Source organism: Streptomyces sp. NPDC048481 (genome assembly GCF_043200075.1).
Lineage (GTDB): Bacteria > Actinomycetota > Actinomycetes > Streptomycetales > Streptomycetaceae > Streptomyces.
The window spans coordinates 1-23505 of record NZ_JBICXC010000006.1 but is presented as its reverse complement, the minus strand read 5'-3'; the positions used below and the strand labels follow the sequence as shown (position 1 = coordinate 23505).

Sequence of the window (23505 nt, the reverse complement as noted above, 5' to 3'; positions counted from 1 at the left end):
GCCGCGGGCCGGGCCGTCCCGTCACCGCTTGCTCAGCTGCGGCCCTTCTTCGGGTCGAGCAGGCCCGCCTTGCGCAGGGCATCGGCCATCGCGCTGTTCGCCGGCGGCGCGGCGGCCTGCCGTGAGCCGCCGCCGCGCTGCCCGCCGCCCTGCTGTCCGCCGGCCTGCTGCGGACGCCGGCGCTGCTGGGGCGGACGGCCCCCGCCGCCTTCGCGCTGCTGCCGTCCGCCGCCGGCGGCCCGGCCCTGCTCGCCGGGGGCGGCCGCCTCGTCGTCCAGACGGAGCGTCAGGGAGATCCGCTTGCGCGGGATGTCCACGTCGAGGACCTTCACCTTGACGATGTCACCCGGCTTGACGACCTCGCGGGGGTCCTTCACGAACGTCTTCGACAGGGCGGAGACGTGCGCCAGGCCGTCCTGGTGGACGCCGACGTCGATGAACGCGCCGAAGGCCGCCACGTTGGTGACGACGCCCTCCAGCACCATCCCGGGGGCCAGGTCGGAGATCTTCTCCACGCCGTCCTTGAAGGCGGCAGTCTTGAACGCCGGCCGCGGGTCGCGTCCGGGCTTCTCCAGCTCCTTGAGGATGTCGGTGACGGTCGGCAGACCGAACGTCTCGTCGACGAAGTCCGTCGGCCGCAGCGAGCGCAGCACCGCCGTGTTGCCCACCAGCGACGCCACCTCCTGCCCGGACGTCTTCACCATGCGGCGCACCACCGGGTAGGCCTCCGGGTGCACGCTGGAGGCGTCCAGCGGGTCGGAGCCGCCGCGGATGCGCAGGAAGCCCGCGCACTGCTCGTAGGCCTTGGGGCCGAGCCGCGGCACCTTCTTCAGCTCCGTGCGGGACGTGAACGGCCCGTTGGCGTCCCGGTGCGCCACGATGTTCTCCGCGAGCCCGGAGGTGATGCCGGAGACCCGGGCGAGCAGCGGCGCGGAGGCCGTGTTGACGTCGACGCCCACGCCGTTCACGCAGTCCTCCACCACCGCGTCCAGCGAACGCGACAGCTTCACCTCGGACAGGTCGTGCTGGTACTGGCCGACGCCGATCGACTTCGGGTCGATCTTCACCAGCTCGGCCAGCGGGTCCTGGAGCCGGCGCGCGATCGAGACGGCGCCGCGCAGCGAGACGTCCATGTCCGGCAGCTCCTGCGAGGCGAACGCGGAGGCCGAGTACACGGAGGCGCCGGCCTCGGACACCATCACCTTGGTGAGCCGCAGGTCCGGGTGCCTGGCGATCAGCTCGGCGGCGAGCCGGTCGGTCTCGCGGGACGCGGTGCCGTTGCCGATGGCGACCAGGTCTACCGCGTGCTCCTTCGCCAGCCGCGCCAGCTTGGCGATCGCCTCGTCCCACCTGTTCGCCGGGACGTGGGGATGGATCACGTCGGTGGCGACGACCTTGCCGGTCGCGTCGACGACGGCGACCTTCACGCCCGTGCGGAAGCCGGGGTCCAGGCCCAGCGTCGCACGCGTGCCGGCCGGGGCGGCGAGCAGCAGGTCGCGCAGGTTGGCGGCGAAGACGTTCACGGCCTCGTCCTCGGCGGCCGTCCGCAGCCGCAGCCTCAGGTCGAGGCCGAGGTGCACGAGGATGCGGGTGCGCCAGGCCCAGCGCACGGTGTCGGTGAGCCACTTGTCGCCCGGGCGGCCGCGGTCGGCGATGCCGAACCGGGCGGCGACGATGCCCTCGTAGGAGGACGGGCCGGGCTGCTCGGAGGGCTCCTCCGGCTCCAGGACGAGGTCGAGGACCTCCTCCTTCTCGCCGCGCAGCATGGCCAGGACCCGGTGGGAGGGCAGGGCGGTGAACGGCTCGGCGAAGTCGAAGTAGTCGGCGAACTTCGCGCCCGCCTCCTCCTTGCCCTCGCGGACCTTCGCGGCCAGCCGCCCGCGGGTCCACATGCGCTCGCGCAGCTCGCCGATCAGGTCGGCGTCCTCCGAGAACCGCTCGGTCAGGATCGCCCGCGCGCCGTCCAGCGCCGCCTGCGCGTCGGCGACGCCCTTGCCGGCGTCGACGAAGGCGGCGGCCGCCGCGAGCGGATCGACCGAGGGATCGCCGAGCAGGCCCTGCGCGAGCGGTTCGAGGCCCGCCTCCCGCGCGATCTGCGCCTTGGTGCGCCGCTTGGGCTTGTACGGGAGGTAGACGTCCTCCAGGCGTGCCTTGGTCTCGGCGCCGCGGATCTGCGCCTCCAGCGCGTCGGTGAGCTTGCCCTGCTCGCGCACCGACTCCAGGATCGCCGACCGCCGCTCCTCCAGCTCGCGCAGGTAGCGCAGCCGCTCCTCGAGCGCGCGCAGCTGCGCGTCGTCGAGCATCTCGGTCGCTTCCTTGCGGTAGCGGGCGATGAAGGGCACCGTCGAGCCGCCGTCGAGCAGCTCCACGGCGGCCTTGACCTGCCGTTCCCGTACGCCGAGTTCTTCGGCGATCCTGCTTTCGATGGACCCTGATTCGATGGACCCGGGTGTCGTCACGATCCCGTACCGCCTTCTCCAATGAGGTTGCGCGGCAATTGTGGCAGGTGGCGCCGGCATCCGGGGATCAGGGCGCGGCCGCCGGACCGGGGTCCGCCCGCACGGCGGCCGCGTCGCGTCGGGGCCGGTTCAGCCCGTCGGTGACCAGGCGAAGCGCGGCTCCCGGCGCTCCAGGAACGCGGCGACGCCCTCCGCGGTGTCGCCGTTGCCGCGGGCCTGGGCGCTCCAGTGGGCGTCCCGGTCGGTGCGTCCGTCGGCGAACTCCTTGGCGGCGGCCTGCGTCAGCTGCGAGCGCGACACCAGCACGCGCGTGAACTCCGCGACGCGCTGTTCGAGTTCGTCGGCGGGCAGCACCTCGTCGACGAGTCCGGTGCGCAGCGCCCGCTCCGCGTCTATCAACTCGCCTGAGAACAGGAGGTACTTGGCGGTGGCAGGTCCCACCAGGGACACCAGCCGCCGGGTGGCGGAGGACGGATAGACGATCCCGAGCTTCGCGGGCGTCACCCCGAACAGCGCGTCCTGTTCGGCGAACCGCAGGTCGCACGCGGCGGCGAGCTGGGCGCCGCCGCCGACGCAGTGCCCGCGGACGGCCGCGAGCGTCGGCTTGGGGAACGCGGCCAGGGCGTCCTCGGCGCGCACGGCCAGCGTCTGGGCCTCCTGCGGCGAGCCCTGGAGCGTGCTGATGTCGGCCCCGGCGCAGAAGGTCCCGCCCGCGCCGGTCAGCACCAGGGCCCGTACGCCGGGGTCGGCGGCCAGGGTGTCCAGGAGCGGGGGCAGCGCCGCCCACATCGCGGCCGTCATGGCGTTGCGTTTCGCGGGATGGTGCAGGACGACGGTGGCGACCTGGTCGGTGACGCCGTGCAGCAGTTCGGGCTCCATGTCCGGGATGCTAACCACCCGCCTTCCCGCCGGGGCGAGGCGGTCCGCGCCGGGCGGTCGGCGCGGGGCGGGCGGAGCCGGCGGCAAAGCGGCCAAAAGGGAGGAGCGGCGTCGTCGAACCCGTACAACCCGAAGAGTGCGCGAAGGCGGCGCGGAGGGGACAGAAACGGTCCTGCGCCCGACGGTGTCCTTCTGATGGGGTCGGAAACGCTCATTAATCGCTGACTTCTGTTCAGTCCTGCGGCGGCGGGCGTCTCGTTCCCACACTCGACGTGTGGCGACAATCGAGCGCGAGGGCGGCGACCGGACGATGGACGATCACGGGCGCGGGCCCGACCCACGCCCAGCGGGCGGACCGGCCGCACCTACCGGACTTCCCGCGGAGGCCGAACCGCGACCGCTGCCCTACGAGGGCGTGTGGCGTTTCACCGCGCCCGCCGTGGACGCCTCAGTCCCCCAGGCGCGGCACGCCGTGCGCGACCTGCTGTACCGCCAGGGCGTGCCCATCACCGACGACCTGGCCCAGGGGCTGCTGCTGATCGTCTCCGAGCTGGTGACCAACGCCGTGCGGCACGCGGCGGTGCTGTCGCCCACGCTGGCGGTGGAGATCGCCGTCGAAGCCGAGTGGGTCCGGGTCTCCGTCGAGGACAGCCACCCCTACCGCCCGACCGCCCTGGAGACCGACCACGGCCGCACGGGCGGTCGCGGACTGCTCCTCGTACGGGAGATCACCCGCGAGGCGGGCGGGGCGTGCGACGTCGAGCACACGGCGAGCGGCGGCAAGGTGATCTGGGCCGCCCTGCCGCTCAGACCCGTGCGGCTGCCCTGACCGTCACCAGCCGGCCGAGGGGCCGGTCAGCTCCCGGACGGCCGGCCGCGCGGCGTCCAGCACGGTCATGAACCACGAGGAGAACGGGGCCTCGGCGTGCCGCTCGGCCAGCTCGGCGGCCGTGACGAAGGCCGTGTCGCCGACCTCCTGCGCGTCCGGCCGCAGTGGCGCCTGCACCAGCCCGACGAACAGGTGGTTGTACTCCTGCTCCACCAGCCCGGAGTCCGGGTCGGGGTGGTTGTAGCGGACGGTGCCGGCCTCCGCGAGCAGCGACGGGGAGACGCCCAGCTCCTCGAACGTGCGCCGGGCCGCCGCCGCGAACGGCGCCTCGCCGGGATAGGGATGACCGCAGCAGGTGTTCGACCACACGCCGGGGGAGTGGTACTTGCCGAGCGCCCGCTGCTGAAGCAGCAGCCTGCCGCGCTCGTCGAAGAGGAACACCGAGAAGGCGCGGTGCAGTTGTCCCGGCGGCTGATGGGCGGCGAGCTTCTCCGCGGTGCCGATCGTGACGCCGTCCTCGTCGACCAGCTCCAGCAAGATCGCGTCAGCGGTGCCGTTCGACGAGTTGTGTGTCGCGGTGGCAGGTGTGATCGGCATACCCATCCTTAAGCATCGGTCCTCGCGTCCCCAGTCTGCCGTACGCGCCCGGCACTCCCGGCACTTCGCGCGAAGAGCGCGCATGTCCCGCGCGGCAGGAGACCCGGTAGCTGATCTTGCCCGCCCGCGCGGCCGGGGAACCGCCCGGAACGCCTGTGCGGATACGCGGGCGTACCGCGCGGGCACGCTCAGTGACAGAGCCGGGCCTCGTGCTGCGCGTGTCCGACGGGCTCCAGCTGGAAGGTGCAGTGTTCCACGTCGAAGTGGTCGCCGAGGCAGCCCTGGAGCTCGTGCAGCATCTTTTCGTGGCCGATCGCGTCGAGCGCGTCCGAGGCCACCACCACGTGCGCCGACAGCACCGGCATCCCCGAGGTGATCGTCCAGGCGTGCAGGTCGTGGACGTCCCGCACCCCGTCCAGGGCCAGGATGTGGGACCGCACGTCGGCCATGTCGACGTCCTTGGGGGCCGACTCCAGCAGCACGTCGAGCGTCTCCCGCAGCAGCTTCACGGTCCTCGGCACGATCATCAGGCCGATGACGAGCGAGGCGACCGGGTCCGCGGCCCGCCAGCCGGTGGTGAGGATCACCACCGCCGAGATGATCACCGCCACCGAGCCGAGGGCGTCGGCGGCCACCTCCAGGAACGCCCCGCGCACGTTCAGGCTCTCCGCCTGGCCGCGCATCAGCAGGGTGAGGGACACCATGTTCGCGACGAGACCGATCGCGCCGAACCAGATCATCAGCCCGGCCTCGGTGGGCGCCGGGGTGAGGAACCGCTGCACCGCCTCGTACAGGACGTAGCCGCCCACCCCGAGCAGCAGCAGGCAGTTGGCGAGGGCGGCGAGGATCTCCGCGCGGGCCAGCCCGAAGGTGCGATGGGTGCTCGGCGGCCGGTTGGCGAAGTGGATGGCGAGCAGCGCCATCCCGAGGCCCAGCGCGTCCGTCGCCATGTGTGCGGCGTCCGCGACCAGCGCGAGGGAGTCGGCCAGCAGCCCGCCGACGATCTCGACCACCATGACGCCGATCGTGATCGACAGGGCGACCCGCAGCCTGCCGCGGTACGCCGCCGCGGCCGTGCCGGTGGCCGGCGCGTGCGCGTGGGTGTGGGTGTGGTCGTGCCCAGCCCCCATGGAAGCCGCCCCTTCGTGATCGGTCGTGTGCCGCCCGGGACCCCAGTGAACTACGGGTGGGGGGTATCCGGCAACGCGGTACCGAATACCGTTGTCATCTGCCCTGACCTGCGGAAACGATGCCCAGGTCAGGGCGTCGCGGGCCGGTGTGCGCCGCCGGGTCTCAGGCGTGGTGGAGCTGCCAGCCACGCCAGGCCGAGTCGACCATCTCGCGCATGCCCCGCCGGGCCTTCCACCCCAGTTCCCGGGCCGCCAGCTCCGCCGACGCCACCGCGCGCGGGGCGTCCCCGGGCCTGCGGCCCTCGACGACCGCGGGCCGGTCGTCGCCGGTGACCTCGCCGATGAGCGTGACCAGCTCACGCACGGACACGCCTTCGCCGCGGCCGATGTTCACCGTCAGGTCGCCCGCCGCGTCCGGCGCGCAAAGCCGCCGCGCCGCCGCGAGGTGCGCCTCCGCCAGATCGGCGACGTGGATGTAGTCGCGGACGCAGGTCCCGTCCGGGGTGTCGTAGTCGGCGCCGAAGATCCGCGGGGCCTCGTCGCGGGTGAGCCGGTCGAACACCATCGGGACGATGTTGAAGACGCCGGTGTCGGCGAGTTCCGGCGCCATGGCCCCGGCCACGTTGAAGTAGCGCAGGCACGTCGTCGCGATGCCGTGCGCCTGCCCGGCCGCCCGCACCAGCCATTCGCCGGCGAGCTTGGTCTCGCCGTAGGGGTTCACCGGCGCGCAGGGGGTGTCCTCCGTGATGAGGTCCACATCGGGGTTGCCGTAGACCGCGGCGGAGGAGGAGAACAGGAACCGCCGCACACCGGCCGCGGCGACCACCTCGAGCAGGGCGGCCAGGCCGCCGACGTTGTCCCGGTAGTAGCGGGTGGGCCGCGCCACCGATTCGCCGACCTGCTTGTGCGCGGCAAGGTGCACCACGCCCGTCACGGAGTGCTCGGCGAGGACCCGCTCGATCAGGCCGGTGTCGAGGGCCGAGCCCCGCACGAGGGTGACGTCCGCGCCGAGCCGCACGGCCGAGCCCGTGGACAGATCGTCCACCACGACGACGCGCTCGCCGGCCCCGGTCATGGACCGTGCCGTATGCGCCCCAATGTATCCGGCTCCGCCGGTGATCAGCCACGTCATGCCTGAAACCCTATGCCGAGGCGTGCGGGCCGCGGCGGGGTGGGCTTTGTCGGCGATGTCGGCTCTGTGCGGCACGGTTTGTCCGACGGGCGGCCGATCACCGATGATGATCTCGGCAAAGGCGGGTTCAAGCCGGGTCCGAACCGAGTCCTGACCGGGTCCGGACAGGGGGGCGGGCCGGTCCGCCGGACCGGGGCCGATCGGGCCCGAACGGGCGGTGAACACGGCCCCGTCGGCATCCGATAGCCTCAGCCGACATGCCGCCCGCCTGGCGCGGCCACCGGTGAGACGCCGGTGCGGCCAAGGGGCCGCCCCCCGTTGTGTACATGACCGGCGTGCGCGCCGGACCAGGGAGTGAGTTCGGTTGTCGACCGCCATCCTCACCGGCTCGCCGGTCCCCGGATCGTCGATCGAGGGCGATCTGCGGTCCCTCGGCTTCGACGTCCGGACCGCCGCCGACGCCGGTGACGCCGAGACCCTCCTCGCCGCCGTCCCCGGCGACGAACGCGTCGCCGTCGTGGACGCCCGCTTCGTGGGCCACGGGCACGCGCTGCGCCTCGGCCTCACCGACCCCCGCTTCCCGCTCGCCGCGATCCCGGGCGCGGTGACCGCGCAGCCGGCCGGCCGCCAGGCCCTGACCCGCGCGATGGCCCGCGAGAACTCCGCCTCCGCGGGCGGCGCCACCGCCGGCGCCCTCGCGCGGACCACGTCGAGCGTGGAGGACGTCGACAGCCTCGCCGACCGCATCGTCGCCTCCCTCGACGCCGACGGCGTCGACGTGCACCGCCCCGAGCTGGGCAGCCTGGTCGCCGAGGTCCCCGCCGACCCGCAGGCCCGCAACGAGGCCCGTCAGGCCGTGGCCGCCGTGGACGACGAGGCCGTGCGGCTGAAGTCGGCCGTCAAGGCCCGCGACGGCTTCTTCACCACCCACTTCATCAGCCCGTACTCGCGCTATCTCGCCCGCTGGTGCGCCCGCCGCGGCCTCACCCCGAACCAGGTCACCACCGCCTCGCTGATCACCGCGCTGATCGCGGCGGGGTGCGCGGCCACGGGCACGCGCGCCGGGTTCGTCGCGGCCGGAGTCCTGCTCATCGCGTCCTTCGTGCTCGACTGCACCGACGGCCAGCTCGCCCGCTACTCGTTGCAGTACTCCACGCTCGGCGCGTGGCTCGACGCCACCTTCGACCGGGCCAAGGAGTACGCCTACTACGCCGGCCTCGCGCTCGGCGCGGCCCGCGGCGGCGGCACCGACGACGTATGGGCGCTCGCGCTGGGCGCGATGATCCTCCAGACCTGCCGGCACGTCGTGGACTTCTCCTTCACCGAGGCCAACCACGACGCCACCGCCAACACCAGCCCCACCGCCGCCCTCTCCGACAAGCTCGACAGCGTCGGCTGGACGGTCTGGGTGCGGCGGATGATAGTGCTGCCCATCGGCGAACGATGGGCCATGATCGCCGTACTCACCGCCCTGACGACTCCGCGCATCACCCTCGTCGCGCTGCTGATCGGCTGCGCCTTCGCGGCGACCTACACCACCGCGGGACGGGTGCTGCGCTCCCTGACCCGCAAGGCCCGGCGCACCGACCGCGCGGCCCGGGCGCTGGCCGACCTCGCCGACACCGGCCCGCTGGCCGAACCGCTGATCCGCTTCGCGCCGGGCAGGCCCCGTCGCACCGCCCCCCTGGCCGCCGCCGTCGGCGCGCTCCTGGTGACCGGCACCGCGTGGGCGTGCGGAGCGAGCTGGTGGCTCGTCCTGGCCGCGCTGGTCTACGTCGCGCTGTCCGCCGAAGCGCTCTCCCACCCCCTCAAGGGCGCCCTGGACTGGCTCATCCCGCCCTTCTTCCGGGCCGCCGAATACTGCACGGTCCTCATCCTGGCGGCGAAGTCCGGGGGCGGTGCGGCGCTTCCCGCGGCTTTCGGCCTGGTGGCCGCCGTCGCCTACCATCACTACGACACGGTGTACCGCATCCGCGGCAACGCCGGAGCGCCGCCGGCCTGGCTGGTGCGCGCCGTCGGGGGGCAGGAAGGGCGGACGCTGCTCGTGGCCGTGCTGGCCGCGCTGCTCACCGCCTCGCAGTTCGAGGTCGCGCTCACGGTGCTCGCCGTGGCCGTCGCCCTGGTGGTGCTCGCCGAGAGCATCCGCTTCTGGGTGTCCGCAGGGGCCCCCGCCGTACACGATGAAGGAGAACCCGCATGATCGGCCTCGTGCTGGCGGCCGGCGCCGGACGGCGTCTGCGTCCCTACACCGACAGCCTGCCCAAGGCGCTGGTGCCGGTGGGACCGGCCGGCATAGAGGGCGAGCCCACGGTGCTGGACCTGACGCTCGGCAACTTCGCCGAGATCGGTCTGACCGAGGTCGCGGTGATCGTCGGCTACCGCAAGGAGGCCGTGTACGAGCGCAAGGCGGCGCTGGAGGCCAAGTACGGCCTCAAGCTGACCCTGATCGACAACGACAAGGCCGAGGAGTGGAACAACGCCTACTCCCTGTGGTGCGGCCGCGACGCCCTCAAGGACGGCGTGATCCTCGCCAACGGCGACACCGTGCACCCCGTCTCCGTGGAGCGGACGCTGCTCGCCGCGCGCGGTGAGGGCAGGCGGATCATCCTCGCGACGGACACCGTGAAGTCCCTCGCCGACGAGGAGATGAAGGTCGTCGTCGACCCCGACAAGGGCATGACGAGGATCACCAAGCTGATGGACCCGGCCGAGGCGACCGGCGAGTACATCGGCGTCACCCTCATCGAGGGCGACGCCGCACCGGAACTGGCCGACGCGCTCAAGACCGTGTGGGAGACCGACCCGCAGCAGTTCTACGAGCACGGCTACCAGGAGCTGGTCAACCGCGGCTTCCGCATCGACGTGGCGCCGATCGGCGACGTCGCGTGGGTCGAGATCGACAACCACGACGACCTCGCCCGAGGACGGGAGATCGCGTGCCAGTACTGACCCGGCTGATCCCCTCGCCCGTCGTCGTCGACATCCGCCCCGGCGCCCTCGACGACCTGGTCGGGGTCCTCGCCGACGAGCGCATCTCGCACTCGGGCAAGCTCGCGATCGCCGTCAGCGGCGGCTCGGGCGCCCGGCTGCGCGAACGCCTCACCCCGGCGCTGCCCGGCGCCACCTGGTACGAGGTGGGCGGCGGCACCCTCGACGACGCCGTCCGGCTGGCCGGCGACATAAAGGCCGGCCACTACGACGCCGTCGTGGGCCTGGGCGGCGGCAAGATCATCGACTGCGCCAAGTTCGCCGCCGCACGCGTCGGCCTCCCGCTCGTCGCCGTGCCCACCAACCTCGCGCACGACGGACTGTGCTCGCCGGTCGCCACCCTCGACAACGACGCGGGGCGCGGCTCCTACGGCGTGCCGAACCCGATCGCCGTGGTGATCGACCTGGACGTCATCCGCGAGGCCCCGGTGCGGTTCGTGCGCGCCGGCATCGGCGACGCGGTGTCGAACATCTCGGCCATCGCGGACTGGGAGCTGGCCAACCGGGTCAAGGGCGAGAAGATCGACGGCCTGGCCGCCGCGATCGCCCGCCAGGCCGGCGAGGCCGTGCTCCGGCACCCGGGCGGCATCCAGGACACCGACTTCCTCCAGGTCCTGGCCGAGGCGCTGGTGCTCAGCGGCATCGCCATGTCGGTGTCGGGCGACTCCCGCCCCTCCTCCGGCGCCTGCCACGAGATCAACCACGCCTTCGACCTGCTCTTCCCCCGGCGGGCCGCCGCCCACGGCGAGCAGTGCGGCCTCGGCGCGGCCTTCGCGATGTACCTGCGCGGGGCGCACGAGGAGTCGGCCTACATGGCGCAGGTGCTGCGCCGCCACGGACTGCCGGTCCTGCCCGAGGACATCGGCTTCACGGCGGACGAGTTCGTCCGGGCCGTGGAGTTCGCCCCCGAGACCCGGCCCGGCCGCTACACGATCCTCGAACACCTCGACCTCAAGACCGAACAGATCAAGGACGTCTACGCCGACTATGTCAAGGCCATCGGTAGCTGAACTCAGACCGGTCGTCCACCCTCCGGGGGTGAAGGACCGGCGCAGCGGTGAGCACTGGATGGGACGCCTCTACATGCGCGAGGTGTCCCTGCGGGTGGACCGCTACCTGGTGAACACCAGGGTCACGCCCAACCAGCTCACGTACCTGATGACCGTCTTCGGCGTGCTCGCGGCCCCGGCCCTGCTGGTGCCGGGGATCTGGGGCGCGGTGCTCGGCGTGGTGTGCGTGCAGATGTACCTGCTGCTGGACTGCGTCGACGGCGAGGTCGCCCGCTGGAAGAAGCAGTACTCGCTGGCCGGGGTCTACCTGGACCGGGTCGGCGCGTACCTGACCGACGCGGCGGTGCTCGTCGGCTTCGGTCTGCGCGCCGCCGACCTGTGGGGCAGTGGGCGGATCGACTGGCTGTGGGCCTTCCTCGGCACCCTGGCCGCGCTGGGCGCGATCCTGATCAAGGCCGAGACGGACCTGGTCGGCGTCGCCCGTCACCAGGGCGGCCTGCCGCCGGTCAAGGAGGCGGCGTCCGAGCCGCGCTCCTCCGGCATGGCGCTGGCCCGCCGGGCCGCCTCGGCGCTCAAATTCCACCGCCTGATTCTCGGCATCGAGGCCTCCCTGCTCATCCTGGTGCTGGCCGTCCTCGACCAGGTGCACGGCGACCTGTTCTACTCCCGGCTCGGCGTCGCCGTCCTCGCCGGGATCGCGCTGCTGCAGACCTTGCTGCACCTGGTGTCCATCCTCGTGTCGAGCAGGCTGAAGTGAGCGCCGCACTCAAGGTCGGCGCGGTCGTCATCACCATGGGCGACCGCCCCGACGAGCTGCGCGCCCTGCTCGACTCGATAGCCGCGCAGGACGGCGACCGCGTCGAGGTCGTCGTCGTCGGCAACGGCGCGCCCGTCCCGGCCGTCCCCGGCGGCGTCCGCACGGTCGAAGTGCCCGAGAACCTCGGCATCCCCGGCGGCCGCAACGTGGGCATCGAGGCCTTCGGGCCCAGCGGCCGCGACGTCGACGTCCTGCTGTTCCTCGACGACGACGGCCTCCTCGCGCAGCGCGACACGGCGGAGCTGTGCCGGCGGGCCTTCGCCGCCGACCCGAGGCTCGGCATCGTCAGTTTCCGGATCGCCGACCCGGACACCGGCGTCACCCAGCGCCGTCACGTGCCCCGGCTGCGAGCCTCGGACCCGATGCGCTCCTCCCGGGTCACCACGTTCCTCGGCGGCGCCAACGCCGTGCGCACCAAGGTCTTCGCGGAGGTGGGCGGGCTCCCGGACGCGTTCTTCTACGCCCATGAGGAGACCGACCTCGCCTGGCGGGCCCTCGACGCGGGCTGGATGATCGACTACCGGTCCGACATGGTGCTCCACCACCCGACGACCGCGCCCTCGCGGCACGCGGTGTACCACCGCATGGTGGCCCGCAACCGCGTCTGGCTGGCCCGCCGCAACCTGCCCGCCCCCCTGGTCCCCGTCTACCTCGGCGTGTGGCTGCTGCTGACCCTCGCCCGCCGCCCCTCGGGTGCCGCGCTCAAGGCGTGGTTCGGCGGGTTCCGGGAGGGATGGACCACGTCGTGCGGGCCCCGCCGGCCCATGAAGTGGCGTACGGTGTGGCGGCTCACACGGCTGGGCCGGCCCCCGGTCGTCTGACAAGCTCGTCCCCGAGGACAACCCGGGCCCCACCACGGGTCCCCCGGTCCCGCCGGCCCGGTCAAGGCTGCGCATCCCGAAGACGAAAGTTCCTACTTGTGAGTGAGACAACGCATGACGTCGGAGTCGCCGTGAGCGCGCCTCCGTCGCCCGACGAGGGCCTCACGGCGGCGCAGCTGGCCGCCAAGTACGGGCTGGCCGTGAGCGGCGCCCGCCCCCCGCTGACGGAGTACGTCCGCCAGCTGTGGGGCCGCCGCCACTTCATCCTGGCGTTCTCCCGGGCGAAGCTGGCCGCGCAGTACAGCCAGGCCAAGCTCGGCCAGGTCTGGCAGGTGGCCACGCCGCTGCTGAACGCGGCGGTCTACTTCATGATCTTCGGCCTGCTCCTCGGCGCGGGCCGGGGGATGCCCAAGAACGTCTACATCCCCTTCCTCGTCACCGGCGTCTTCGTGTTCACCTTCACGCAGACCTCGGTGATGAGCGGGGTGCGCGCCATCTCCGGCAACCTCGGACTGGTCCGCGCCCTGCACTTCCCGCGCGCCTCGCTGCCCATCTCCTTCGCCCTTCAGCAGCTCCAGCAGCTGCTGTACTCCATGCTCGTGCTGTTCCTCGTGGTGATCGGCATGGGCAGCTACCCGGACCTGTCCTGGGCGCTGATCGTCCCCGTCCTCGCCCTCCAGTTCTGCTTCAACACCGGCCTGGCGCTGATCTTCGCCCGGGCCGGCGCGCGCACCCCGGACCTGGCGCAGCTGATGCCGTTCGTGATGCGGACGTGGATGTACGCCTCCGGCGTGATGTTCTCCATCCCGGTCTTCCTCGCGGACAAGCCGCAGTGGGCGGCGAACATCCTCCAGTGGAACCCGGCCGCCATCTACATGGACCTGATGCGCTTCGCGCTCATCGAGGAGTACGACGCCGCGAACCTGCCCGCCCACGTGTGGGCGGTCGCGGCCGGCTGGGCCGTGCTGGTCGCCGTGGGCGGCTTCGTGTACTTCTGGAAGGCCGAGGAGAGGTACGGCCGTGGTTGAGGCGCTCCCGGCGCAGCGCACGGGCGGGCGCGTGCCGACCGTCATCGCCGACGACGTCCACATCGTCTACCGCGTCAACGGCGTCAGGTCCGGCAAGGGCAGCGCCACCGCCGCGCTGAGCCGCATCGTCAAGCGGGGCTCCGACGACACCGAGCGCGGGGTGCGCAAGGTGCACGCGGTGCGGGGCGTGTCCTTCGTCGCCCACCGCGGCGAGGCCATCGGACTGATCGGCTCCAACGGCTCGGGCAAGTCCACGCTGCTGCGCGCCATCGCGGGGCTGCTGCCGCCCGAGCGAGGCAAGGTCTACACCGACGGCCAGCCCTCACTGCTCGGGGTCAACGCGGCCCTGATGAACGACCTCACCGGCGAACGCAACGTGACGCTCGGCGGCCTGGCCATGGGCATGTCCCGCGAGCAGATCAAGGAGCGCTACCAGGAGATCGTCGACTTCTCCGGCATCAACGAGAAGGGCGACTTCATCAGCCTGCCGATGCGCACCTACTCCTCCGGCATGCAGGCCCGGCTGCGGTTCTCCATCGCCGCGGCGAAGGACCACGACGTGCTGATGATCGACGAGGCCCTGGCCACCGGCGACGCCAAGTTCCGCCGGCGGTCCGAGGCACGGGTGCGGGAGCTGCGCGAGCACGCCGGCACCGTGTTCCTGGTCAGCCACAGCAACCAGTCCATCCGCGACACCTGCGACCGGGTCCTGTGGCTGGAACGGGGCGAACTGCGCCTGGACGGCCCGACCGAAGAGGTCCTCAAGGCCTACGAGAAGTTCACCGGCAAGTAGACCGTTTCGGCCAGGGCCCCGCCGGAACTGTCCGGCGGGGCCCCGCGTCTGCAAAAGAAGCGTCAACTCGTGCTTCCCCAAGGAATCTTGACGCCAATCGGTGTGTTCTTGTGATGTCCGGGACACCCCCGAGATCCCTGCCGCGTTGTACAACGTAAGCTGGACCGGTCCCGAAACGCGGCAAGTGGGGCGATACTACGCAGCGCCCCTGGTCGGGGCCGCCGTGCGGACGGCCGGGCGGCGTGTCCGAAATAGTGCCTATTGGGTCGGCAGTGTAGAACGGGAGATGTGACGGCAATGGCTACGGAAACTCCCCGCCTCGACGCAGGCCGCGCCGTCCCGGCCACGGACGGACGACGGTGACGGCGTCCACGGCGCCGCACACCGGCGACCCCGAACGGAGCACCCTCGCCAAAGCGGCGCACGAGAACTTCCCCGTGGCCCCGTTCTTCCTCCCCCGGGCCTGGCGCGAGGACCTCATGGCCGTGTACGGCTACGCCCGGCTCGTGGACGACATCGGCGACGGCGACCTGGCCCCCGGCGGCGAGGACGCCCGCCTCCTCGGCGTCCCGGCCGCCGAGGCAGGGGACCGCCTCGCGCTGCTGGACGCGTTCGAGGCCGACCTGCGCCGGGTCTTCGGCGGTTCCGACGGCCCGCCCCGCCACCCCCTGCTGCGCCGCCTCCAGCCGACCGTGCGCCGCCGCTCGCTCACCCCGGAGCCCTTCCTCGGCCTGATCGCGGCCAACCGCCAGGACCAGCTCGTCGCCCGCTACGAGACCTACGACGATCTCGTCGCCTACTGCGAACTGTCCGCCAACCCCGTCGGCCGTCTCGTCCTCGCCGTCACCGGCGCGGCGACCCCCGAGCGGATCAGGCGCTCCGACGCGATCTGCACCGCACTGCAGATCGTCGAACACCTCCAGGACGTCGCCGAGGACCTCGGCCGCGACCGCGTCTACCTGCCCGCCGCCGACATGAAGCGCTTCCACGTCCAGGAGGCGGACCTCGCCGCGCGCACCTCCAACGCCTCGGTGCGCGCCCTGGTCGCGTTCGAGGCGCAGCGCGCGAGCGATCTCCTGAATGAAGGCGCCCCCCTGGTGGGTAGCGTCCACGGCAGGCTGAGACTGCTGCTCGCGGGCTTCGTGGCGGGGGGAAGGGCGGCGATCCGGGCGATCGCCGCCGCCGATCACGACGTACTTCCCGGCCCGCCCAAGCCCGGCAAGCTGCAGTTGCTGCGCGAGGCGGGCGTGACTCTGCGAGGAAAGGGGTGATCCGGACCGTGGAGTCGGCACCGCACGCGTCCGCACCGGTACTCGCCGCCTACAGCTACTGCGAGGCCGTCACCGGGCAGCAGGCCCGGAACTTCGCGTACGGCATCAGGCTGCTGCCCACACCGAAGCGCCGCGCGATGTCCGCGCTGTACGCGTTCTCGCGCCGCGTCGACGACATCGGCGACGGCGCGCTGGACGACGACGTCAAGACGGCCCGGCTGGAGGACACCCGGGCGCTGCTGACCCGGGTCCGGGCCGGCGAGGTCGACGAGGACGACACCGACCCCGTGGCCGTCGCCCTCGCGCACACCGCCCGGGCCTTCCCGGTCCCGCTGGGCGGCCTGGACGAGCTGATCGACGGCGTCCTGATGGACGTGCGCGGTGAGACCTACGAGACCTGGGACGACCTGAAGACGTACTGCCGCTGCGTGGCGGGCGCCATCGGGCGGCTCTCGCTCGGCGTGTTCGGCACCGAGCCGGGGGCGCGCGGCGCCGAGCGCGCGCCGGAGTACGCGGACACGCTCGGTCTCGCGCTCCAGCTCACCAACATCCTGCGCGACGTCCGCGAGGACGCCGAGGGCGACCGCACCTATCTGCCCGCCGACGACCTCGCCAAGTTCGGCTGCTCGGCCGGATTCGACGGGCCGAAGCCGCCGGAGGGCTCCGACTTCGCCGGTCTCGTGCACTTCGAGGTGCGCCGGGCCCGCACCCTCTTCGCCGAGGGCTACCGGCTGCTGCCCCTGCTCGACCGGCGCAGCGGCGCCTGCGTCGCCGCCATGGCCGGCATCTACCGCCGGCTCCTGGACCGCATCGAGCGCGACCCCGAGGCCGTGCTGCGCGGCCGCGTCTCGCTGCCCGGCCGGGAGAAGGCCTTCGTCGCCGTGCGCGGGCTGTCGGGCCTGGACGCCCGGCACGTGTCGCGGCGCGCCGTCAGGAGGCACACCTGATGGACGCGGCGGGCGACGGGCAGGGCCAGGGCGGCGACGCTCCGCAAAAGCGGCGCGCAACCCTCCGACGCGGCGCGGCGTCCCTGACTGCGACGGCCTGCCGTGCAGAGTTCGAGCACCACGGCCGGCCCGCACGGGAGGGTGCACGATGAACGACGAGCAGCAGGCGGACGCGACGCGAGCGCCCGCCTCCCCGGGGCGCACCGCCGTCGTCGTCGGGGGCGGGCTCGCCGGCGTCACCGCCGCACTCGCGCTCGCCGACGCGGGCGTGCGCGTCACCCTGCTCGAAGGCCGCCCCCGGCTCGGCGGCCTCGCCTTCTCCTTCCGGCGCGGCGAGCTGACCGTCGACAACGGCCAGCACGTGTACCTGCGTTGCTGCACCGCCTACCGCTGGTTCCTGGACCGCGTCGGGGGCAGCGCCCTGGCCCCGCTTCAGGACCGTCTCGACGTGCCCGTCGTCGACGTCGCCAAGCCCGAGGGCCGGCGCCTGGGCAGACTGCGGCGCGACGCGCTGCCCGTGCCGCTGCACCTGGGGCGCAGCCTCGCCGCCTATCCGCATCTCTCCCTCGCCGAGCGCGTCGCCGTGGGCCGGGCGGCGCTCGCCCTCAAAGGGCTCGACCTCGCCGATCCCGCCCTGGACGCACAGGACTTCGGGAGCTGGCTGACCGCGCACGGCCAGTCGCCGCGCGCCGTCGAGGCCCTGTGGGACCTGGTCGGCGTCGCCACGCTCAACGCGGTCGCCGGCCACTGTTCGCTCGGGCTCGCCGCGATGGTGTTCAAGACCGGCCTGCTCTCCGCTCCGGGCGCCGCCGACATCGGCTGGGCGCGTGTCCCGCTCGGCGAACTGCACGACGGGCTCGCCCGCAGGGCGCTCGACGCCGCGGGTGTGCGCACCGAGGTCAGAACCCGCGTCACCGCCCTCTCCCGCGCGCAGGACGGGACATGGAGCGTGCGGATCCCGGACGGGACGCTCGTAGCGGACACGGTCGTCCTCGCCGTCCCCCAGCGCGAGGCGCACGACCTGCTGCCCGAGGGCGCGCTCGCCGACGCCGGACGGCTGCTGGAGATCGGCACCGCGCCGATCCTCAACGTCCACGTCGTCTACGACCGCAAGGTCCTCGACGCGCCCTTCCTCGCCGCGCTCGGCACCCCCGTGCAGTGGGTCTTCGACCGCACCGACGCCTCCGGACTGCGCGACGGCCAGTACCTCGCCCTGTCCCAGTCCGCCGCGCAGGACGACATCGACCTGCCCGTCGCCGCCCTGCGCGAGCGCTACCTGCCCGAACTGCGCAGGCTGCTGCCGGGCGCGCGCCGCGCCGGGGTACGGGACTTCTTCGTCACCCGGGAGCGCACGGCGACGTTCGCCCCCACCCCCGGCGTCGGCCGCCTGCGGCCCGGCGCCCGCACCGAAGCCCCCGGCCTGTACCTGGCCGGTGCGTGGACCGCCACCGGGTGGCCCGCGACCATGGAGAGTGCGGTCCGCAGCGGCGTGAACGCGGCGGACGCCGCGCTGAGCGCCCTCGGCCGGCCCCGACCCCGCCGTCGCTTCGACTCCGAGGAGACGGCCCACTGCATCGTCGCGGGGGACACCCCCCGAGCCTCCGGCCGGGAGCCGGAGGGAACCGGCGTTCCCCTGCGAGGGGGCGCCCGGTGAAGTTCGATCAGCACGGCCCGGCACACCCCCGCACCCCCTCCGGCACCGCGACAAGAGGAGAAAATGTGCCCACTGTGCCCCAGGCCTCACCGGCCGCTCGGCGGACCGCGGTGGACGTGACCGCGCTCCTGGAGCGCGGCCGCACCCTGGCCACACCGGTGCTGCGGGCGGCCGTCGACCGACTCGCCCCGCCCATGGACACGGTCGCCGCCTACCACTTCGGCTGGATCGACGCCCAGGGCAACCCCACCGACGGCGACGGCGGCAAGGCCGTGCGCCCGGCGCTCGCCGTGCTCTCCGCCGAGGTGGCGGGTGCCGGGCCCGAGGTCGGCGTCCCCGGCGCGGTCGCCGTGGAACTGGTCCACAACTTCTCCCTCCTGCACGACGACCTGATGGACGGCGACGAGCAGCGCCGCCACCGCGACACCGTCTGGAAGGTCCACGGCCCCGCCCAGGCCATCCTGGTCGGCGACGCGCTGTTCGCCCTCGCCAACGAAGTCCTGCTGGAACTCGGCACGGTGGAGGCCGGCCGCGCCACCCGCCGTCTGACGACGGCCACCCGCGCCCTCATCGACGGCCAGGCCCAGGACATCTCCTACGAGCACCGCGACCGCGTCAGCGTCGAGGAGTGCCTGGAGATGGAGGGCAACAAGACCGGCGCGCTGCTCGCCTGCGCCTCCTCCATCGGCGCGGTGCTCGGCGGCGCGGACGACCGCACCGCCGACACGCTGGAGAGGTACGGCTACCACCTCGGCCTCGCCTTCCAGGCCGTCGACGACCTCCTCGGCATCTGGGGCGACCCGGAGGCCACGGGCAAGCAGACCTGGAGCGACCTGCGCCAGCGCAAGAAGTCCTTGCCGGTGGTGGCCGCCCTCGCGGCCGGGGGCCCGGCCTCCGAGCGGCTCGGCGAGATGCTCGCCGCCGACGCCAAGAGCAACGACTTCGAGAACTTCTCCGAGGAGGAGTTCGCGGCCCGCGCGGCCCTGATCGAGGAGGCGGGCGGCCGCGACTGGACCGCCGGGGAGGCACGCCGTCAGCACACCGTCGCCATCGAGGCCCTGAACTCCGTCGACATGCCCGAACAGGTCCGGGACCGGTTCACGGCGCTCGCGGACTTCGTCGTCGTACGAAAGAGATGATCACTATCGGTCGAATAGCCCTCGCGTAGTCGCCGGCCGGTGTGCGAGGAGAGGACACCGGCCGACGGCGGACCCACAGCAGACGCAACGACATGCACACTGCACGAAGGGGAAGCCATGACAGCGACGACCGACGGAAGCACCGGGGCCCTGCCGCCCCGCGCTGCCGCGGCCAGCGAAACCGACATCACCATCCCCGTGGCGGCCGGGGTACAAGAAGCCGCCGCACGCGCGATGCAGCTCGCCACGGACTTCCTGCTCGCCCGGCAGGACGCCGAGGGCTGGTGGAAGGGCGACCTGGAGACCAACGTCACCATGGACGCCGAGGATCTGCTGCTGCGCCAGTTCCTGGGCATCCGCGACGAGCCGACCACCCGCGCAGCCGCCCTCTTCGTGCGCGGCGAGCAGCGCGAGGACGGCACCTGGGCCACCTTCTACGGCGGCCCGCCCGACCTGTCCGCCACCGTCGAGGCGTATGTCGCGCTGAGGCTGGCCGGCGACGCCCCCGACGCCCCGCACATGGCCCGCGCCTCCGCCTGGGTCCGCGACCAGGGAGGCATCGCGGCCGCCCGGGTCTTCACCCGGATCTGGCTGGCCCTGTTCGGCTGGTGGAAGTGGGAGGACCTGCCCGAACTGCCGCCCGAGCTCTTGTTCTTCCCTAAATGGTTCCCGCTGAGCATCTACAACTTCGGCTGCTGGGCCCGGCAGACGATCGTGCCCCTGACCGTCGTGTCCGCCAAGCGCCCGGTGCGTCCGGCGCCGTTCCCGCTCGACGAGCTGCACACCGACCCCGCGAACCCCAACCCGCCCAAGCCCCTTGCCCCGGTCAACAGTTGGGACGGACTCTTCCAGCGTCTCGACAAGGTGGTGCGCGGCTACCGGTCGGTCGCGGTAGGCAGGCTGCGCCGGGCGGCCCTGAACTCCGCCGCGCGCTGGATCATCGAGCGCCAGGAGAACGACGGCTGCTGGGGCGGGATCCAGCCTCCGGCCGTGTACTCGGTCATCGCCCTGCACCTGCTCGGCTACGACCTCCAGCACCCCGTCATGCGGGCCGGGCTGGAGTCCCTGGACCGCTACACCGTGTGGCGCGAGGACGGCGCCCGGATGATCGAGGCCTGCCAGTCGCCCGTGTGGGACACCTGCCTGGCCACCATCGCCCTCGCCGACGCCGGACTGCCCCCCGACCACCCCCAACTGGTCAAGGCCGCAGACTGGATGCTCGGCGAACAGGTGGTGCGCCCGGGGGACTGGTCGGTGCGCAGGCCCCAACTCCCGCCCGGCGGCTGGGCCTTCGAGTTCCACAACGACAACTACCCCGACATCGACGACACCGCCGAGGTCGTCCTCGCACTGCGCAGGGTCCGCCACCACGACCCCGAGCGCATGGACCGGGCCATCGCGCGCGGCGTGCGCTGGAACCTCGGGATGCAGTCCCGCAACGGCGCCTGGGGCGCCTTCGACGTCGACAACACCAGCCCGTTCCCCAACCGGCTGCCGTTCTGCGACTTCGGCGAGGTGATCGACCCGCCGTCCGCGGACGTCACCGCGCACGTGGTCGAGATGCTGGCGATCGAGGGTCTCTCGCACGACCCGCGCACCCGGCGCGGGATCGAGTGGCTGCTCGCCGAACAGGAGCCGGACGGCTCCTGGTTCGGCCGCTGGGGCGTCAACTACGTCTACGGCACCGGGTCCGTGGTGCCCGCGCTCACCGCCGCGGGCCTGTCCGTGCGGCATCCGGCGATCCGCGCGGCGGTCGGCTGGCTGGAGCGGGTGCAGAACGACGACGGCGGCTGGGGCGAGGACCTGCGCTCCTACCAGGACCCCGCGCGCTGGAGCGCCCGCGGGGCGTCGACGGCCTCCCAGACGGCCTGGGCGCTGATGGCTCTGCTGGCGGCGGGCGAGAAGGACTCCCCGGCCGTCGAACGGGGCGTGGCCTGGCTGGCCCGGACCCAGCGGGAGGACGGCTCCTGGGACGAGCCCTACTTCACCGGCACCGGCTTCCCGTGGGACTTCTCGATCAACTACCACCTCTACCGGCAGGTCTTCCCGCTGACCGCGCTCGGCCGCTATGTGAACGGAGAGCCCTTCAGCAAGCGGCCCGCCTCGCACACGGCGTCCGCCGAGGGCAAGGGGAGCTGATGAGCGCACAGCCCGTCCCGGCGCCGCTGCTGATCGCCTGCGCGCTCGGCATCGAGCACCTCGCCCTGCGCATGGGCGATCGGGGCGGCGCCGACGGGCCGGTGACCGTGCTGCGGACGGGCATGGGGCCGCGGGCGGCCGAGCGCTCGGTCACCCGTGTCCTGGCCGACCCGGTGCTGGCCGGGGCGGCTGTGCTGGCCACGGGCTTCTGCGCCGGACTCGCCCCCGGCATGCACCCCGGCGACCTGGTCGTCGCCGACGAGACCCGGGATCCGCGCGGCCGCGTCCCCTGCGAGGGCACCGAGCTGCTCGTGAAGGAACTGGTGCGCACCCTGCCCGGACGGACCGTCCACACCGGCCCGCTCACCGGCTCCGACCACGTGGTCCGCGGTCACGAGCGGGCCGACCTGCTCGCGACCGGCGCGATCGCGGTCGACATGGAATCGGCGGCCACGCTCCTGAGCGCCGTGCGCGCCGCGCCGCGCCCGGTTGCGGCCGTCCGGGTGGTCGTGGACGCTCCGGAACATGAACTCGTCCGGATCGGCACGGTGCGCGGTGGAATATCGGCTTTCCGCGTTCTTCGATCCGTCCTGCCTGCTTTTTTCGAATGGCACCGTAATGTTCTGCTCCCCCGGAGGTGAGCCACATGGCCATGCCGCTGCGCCAGTCCATCAAGGTCGCTACATACCTGGCTGAACAGAAGCTTCGCAAGCGGGACAAGTTCCCGCTCATCGTCGAGCTGGAACCGCTCTTCGCCTGCAACCTCAAGTGCGAGGGCTGCGGCAAGATCCAGCATCCGGCGGGAGTGCTCAAACAACGCATGCCGGTCGCCCAGGCCGTGGGGGCGGTGCTGGAGTCCGGTGCGCCGATGGTGTCCATCGCCGGCGGCGAGCCCCTGATGCATCCTCAGATCGACGAGATCGTGCGGCAGTTGGTGGCCAAGCGAAAGTACGTCTTCCTCTGCACCAACGCCATGCTGCTGCGCAAGAAGCTGGAGAAGTTCACCCCTTCCCCCTACTTCGCGTTCGCCGTGCACATCGACGGACTGCGCGAACGCCACGACGAGTCCGTGGCCAAGGAGGGCGTGTTCGACGAGGCCGTGGCGGCCATCAAGGAGGCCAAGCGGCGCGGCTTCCGGGTCACCACCAACTCGACCTTCTTCAACACCGACACCCCGCAGACCGTCGTCGAGGTCCTCAACTACCTCAACGACGACCTCAAGGTCGACGAGATGATGATCTCGCCCGCCTACGCCTACGAGAAGGCCCCCGACCAGGAGCACTTCCTGGGGGTCGAGCAGACCCGCGAGCTGTTCAAGAAGGCCTTCTCGGGCGGCAACCGGCGCCGCTGGCGGCTCAACCACTCGCCCCTGTTCCTGGACTTCCTGGAGGGCAAGGCCGACTTCCCGTGCACGGCGTGGGCCATCCCGAACTACTCGCTCTTCGGCTGGCAGCGCCCCTGCTACCTGATGAGCGACGGGTACGTGCCCACCTACCGCGAGCTGATCGAGGACACCGACTGGGACAAGTACGGCCGGGGCAAGGACCCGCGCTGCGCCAACTGCATGGCGCACTGCGGCTACGAGCCCACCGCCGTCCTGGCCACGATGGGGTCGCTCAAGGAGTCCCTGCGCGCCCTGCGCGAGACCGTCAACGGGAACCGGGAGTGACGGCGTGAGCGCCGTGTCCCTGGGCCTTCCCGGGATGCCGGTCCGGCCGGTGGCGCCGCGGCGCGAGTCGCGGCGGATCCAGGTCGGCCCGGTGGCGGTCGGGGGCGGCGCCCCGGTGTCGGTGCAGTCGATGACGACGACGCGTACGTCGGACATCGGTGCGACGTTGCAGCAGATCGCGGAGCTGACGGCGTCGGGCTGTC

22 protein-coding genes are annotated in these 23505 nt (G+C 72.6%); 17 read left to right on the top strand and 5 right to left on the bottom strand.

Annotated features, from left to right (window positions below):
* Positions 1-32: 32 nt before the first annotated feature.
* Complete coding sequence (locus ACGFSH_RS19560; protein WP_393350122.1) at positions 33-2459, bottom strand: Tex family protein; 2427 nt, start codon at positions 2457-2459, stop codon at positions 33-35.
* A 129-nt stretch (positions 2460-2588) separates the two neighbouring features.
* A complete protein-coding gene (locus tag ACGFSH_RS19555) occupies positions 2589-3338 on the bottom strand; it encodes an enoyl-CoA hydratase/isomerase family protein (RefSeq protein WP_393350120.1) in 750 nt (249 codons plus the stop codon).
* A 310-nt stretch (positions 3339-3648) separates the two neighbouring features.
* Here ACGFSH_RS19555 and ACGFSH_RS19550 point away from each other — a divergent pair, with 310 nt between their 5' ends.
* Complete coding sequence (locus tag ACGFSH_RS19550) at positions 3649-4167, top strand: ATP-binding protein (protein ID WP_393350861.1); 519 nt, start codon at positions 3649-3651, stop codon at positions 4165-4167.
* Between the two features lie 3 nt (positions 4168-4170).
* On the opposite strand, the gene idi is transcribed toward ACGFSH_RS19550, so the two are convergent.
* From idi to galE, 3 genes are all read right to left on the bottom strand, one after another.
* Complete coding sequence (gene idi, locus ACGFSH_RS19545; protein ID WP_393350117.1) at positions 4171-4764, bottom strand: isopentenyl-diphosphate Delta-isomerase; 594 nt, start codon at positions 4762-4764, stop codon at positions 4171-4173.
* Between the two features lie 188 nt (positions 4765-4952).
* Positions 4953-5894: a cation diffusion facilitator family transporter gene (locus tag ACGFSH_RS19540; protein WP_393350115.1), complete on the bottom strand. Its 942-nt coding sequence runs from the start codon at positions 5892-5894 to the stop codon at positions 4953-4955.
* A gap of 163 nt (positions 5895-6057) precedes the next feature.
* Positions 6058-7026 (bottom strand): UDP-glucose 4-epimerase GalE, encoded by a 969-nt coding sequence (galE, locus tag ACGFSH_RS19535; protein ID WP_393350112.1) that lies wholly within the window; start codon positions 7024-7026, stop codon positions 6058-6060.
* Positions 7027-7390: 364 nt separating this feature from the next.
* Between galE and ACGFSH_RS19530 the strand changes: the two genes are divergently transcribed.
* The 16 genes from ACGFSH_RS19530 to ACGFSH_RS19455 all read left to right on the top strand — a co-directional run.
* Positions 7391-9226 (top strand): DUF5941 domain-containing protein, encoded by a 1836-nt coding sequence (locus ACGFSH_RS19530; RefSeq protein ID WP_393350110.1) that lies wholly within the window; start codon positions 7391-7393, stop codon positions 9224-9226.
* Positions 9223-9975, top strand: a complete 753-nt coding sequence (locus tag ACGFSH_RS19525; protein WP_393350107.1) for a sugar phosphate nucleotidyltransferase — start codon at positions 9223-9225, stop codon at positions 9973-9975. Before ACGFSH_RS19530 ends, ACGFSH_RS19525 begins: the two co-directional genes overlap by 4 nt.
* A complete protein-coding gene (locus ACGFSH_RS19520; protein ID WP_256915352.1) occupies positions 9963-11024 on the top strand; it encodes an iron-containing alcohol dehydrogenase family protein in 1062 nt (353 codons plus the stop codon). The genes ACGFSH_RS19525 and ACGFSH_RS19520 overlap by 13 nt, the downstream gene beginning before the upstream one ends.
* On the top strand, positions 11002-11781 hold the full coding sequence (locus ACGFSH_RS19515) for a CDP-alcohol phosphatidyltransferase family protein (protein WP_393350105.1): 780 nt from the start codon (positions 11002-11004) through the stop codon (positions 11779-11781). Before ACGFSH_RS19520 ends, ACGFSH_RS19515 begins: the two co-directional genes overlap by 23 nt.
* Positions 11778-12662 carry a glycosyltransferase family 2 protein gene (locus ACGFSH_RS19510; RefSeq protein ID WP_393350102.1) on the top strand — a complete coding sequence of 295 codons (885 nt, stop codon included), beginning with the start codon at positions 11778-11780 and terminating at the stop codon, positions 12660-12662. The genes ACGFSH_RS19515 and ACGFSH_RS19510 overlap by 4 nt, the downstream gene beginning before the upstream one ends.
* 98 nt (positions 12663-12760) lie before the next feature.
* Entirely contained in the window at positions 12761-13690 is a 930-nt protein-coding gene (locus ACGFSH_RS19505) for an ABC transporter permease (RefSeq protein ID WP_393350099.1), read from the top strand.
* Positions 13683-14483, top strand: a complete 801-nt coding sequence (locus ACGFSH_RS19500; RefSeq protein WP_393350097.1) for an ABC transporter ATP-binding protein — start codon at positions 13683-13685, stop codon at positions 14481-14483. The genes ACGFSH_RS19505 and ACGFSH_RS19500 overlap by 8 nt, the downstream gene beginning before the upstream one ends.
* A 359-nt stretch (positions 14484-14842) precedes the next feature.
* On the top strand, positions 14843-15754 hold the full coding sequence (gene hpnC / locus ACGFSH_RS19495; protein ID WP_393350094.1) for a squalene synthase HpnC: 912 nt from the start codon (positions 14843-14845) through the stop codon (positions 15752-15754).
* The gene (hpnD, locus tag ACGFSH_RS19490; protein WP_393350093.1) at positions 15751-16701 is read left to right on the top strand and encodes a presqualene diphosphate synthase HpnD; all 951 of its coding nucleotides are present in this window, start codon (positions 15751-15753) and stop codon (positions 16699-16701) included. Before hpnC ends, hpnD begins: the two co-directional genes overlap by 4 nt.
* A complete protein-coding gene (locus tag ACGFSH_RS19485) occupies positions 16701-16853 on the top strand; it encodes a DUF6380 family protein (RefSeq protein ID WP_393350091.1) in 153 nt (50 codons plus the stop codon). Before hpnD ends, ACGFSH_RS19485 begins: the two co-directional genes overlap by 1 nt.
* The gene (gene hpnE, locus ACGFSH_RS19480) at positions 16850-18355 is read left to right on the top strand and encodes a hydroxysqualene dehydroxylase HpnE (protein ID WP_393350089.1); all 1506 of its coding nucleotides are present in this window, start codon (positions 16850-16852) and stop codon (positions 18353-18355) included. The genes ACGFSH_RS19485 and hpnE overlap by 4 nt, the downstream gene beginning before the upstream one ends.
* Positions 18352-19494: a polyprenyl synthetase family protein gene (locus ACGFSH_RS19475; RefSeq protein ID WP_393350087.1), complete on the top strand. Its 1143-nt coding sequence runs from the start codon at positions 18352-18354 to the stop codon at positions 19492-19494. Before hpnE ends, ACGFSH_RS19475 begins: the two co-directional genes overlap by 4 nt.
* A 117-nt stretch (positions 19495-19611) precedes the next feature.
* Positions 19612-21633, top strand: coding sequence for a squalene--hopene cyclase (gene shc / locus ACGFSH_RS19470; protein WP_393350085.1), 2022 nt, complete (start codon positions 19612-19614; stop codon positions 21631-21633).
* Positions 21633-22274: a 1-hydroxy-2-methyl-2-butenyl 4-diphosphate reductase gene (locus ACGFSH_RS19465; protein ID WP_393350083.1), complete on the top strand. Its 642-nt coding sequence runs from the start codon at positions 21633-21635 to the stop codon at positions 22272-22274. Before shc ends, ACGFSH_RS19465 begins: the two co-directional genes overlap by 1 nt.
* A 5-nt stretch (positions 22275-22279) precedes the next feature.
* The gene (hpnH, locus tag ACGFSH_RS19460) at positions 22280-23302 is read left to right on the top strand and encodes an adenosyl-hopene transferase HpnH (protein ID WP_393350081.1); all 1023 of its coding nucleotides are present in this window, start codon (positions 22280-22282) and stop codon (positions 23300-23302) included.
* 4 nt (positions 23303-23306) lie between these two features.
* Positions 23307-23505 (top strand): flavodoxin-dependent (E)-4-hydroxy-3-methylbut-2-enyl-diphosphate synthase (locus tag ACGFSH_RS19455; RefSeq protein ID WP_393350079.1); only part of this gene is annotated, 199 nt, incomplete at its 3' end.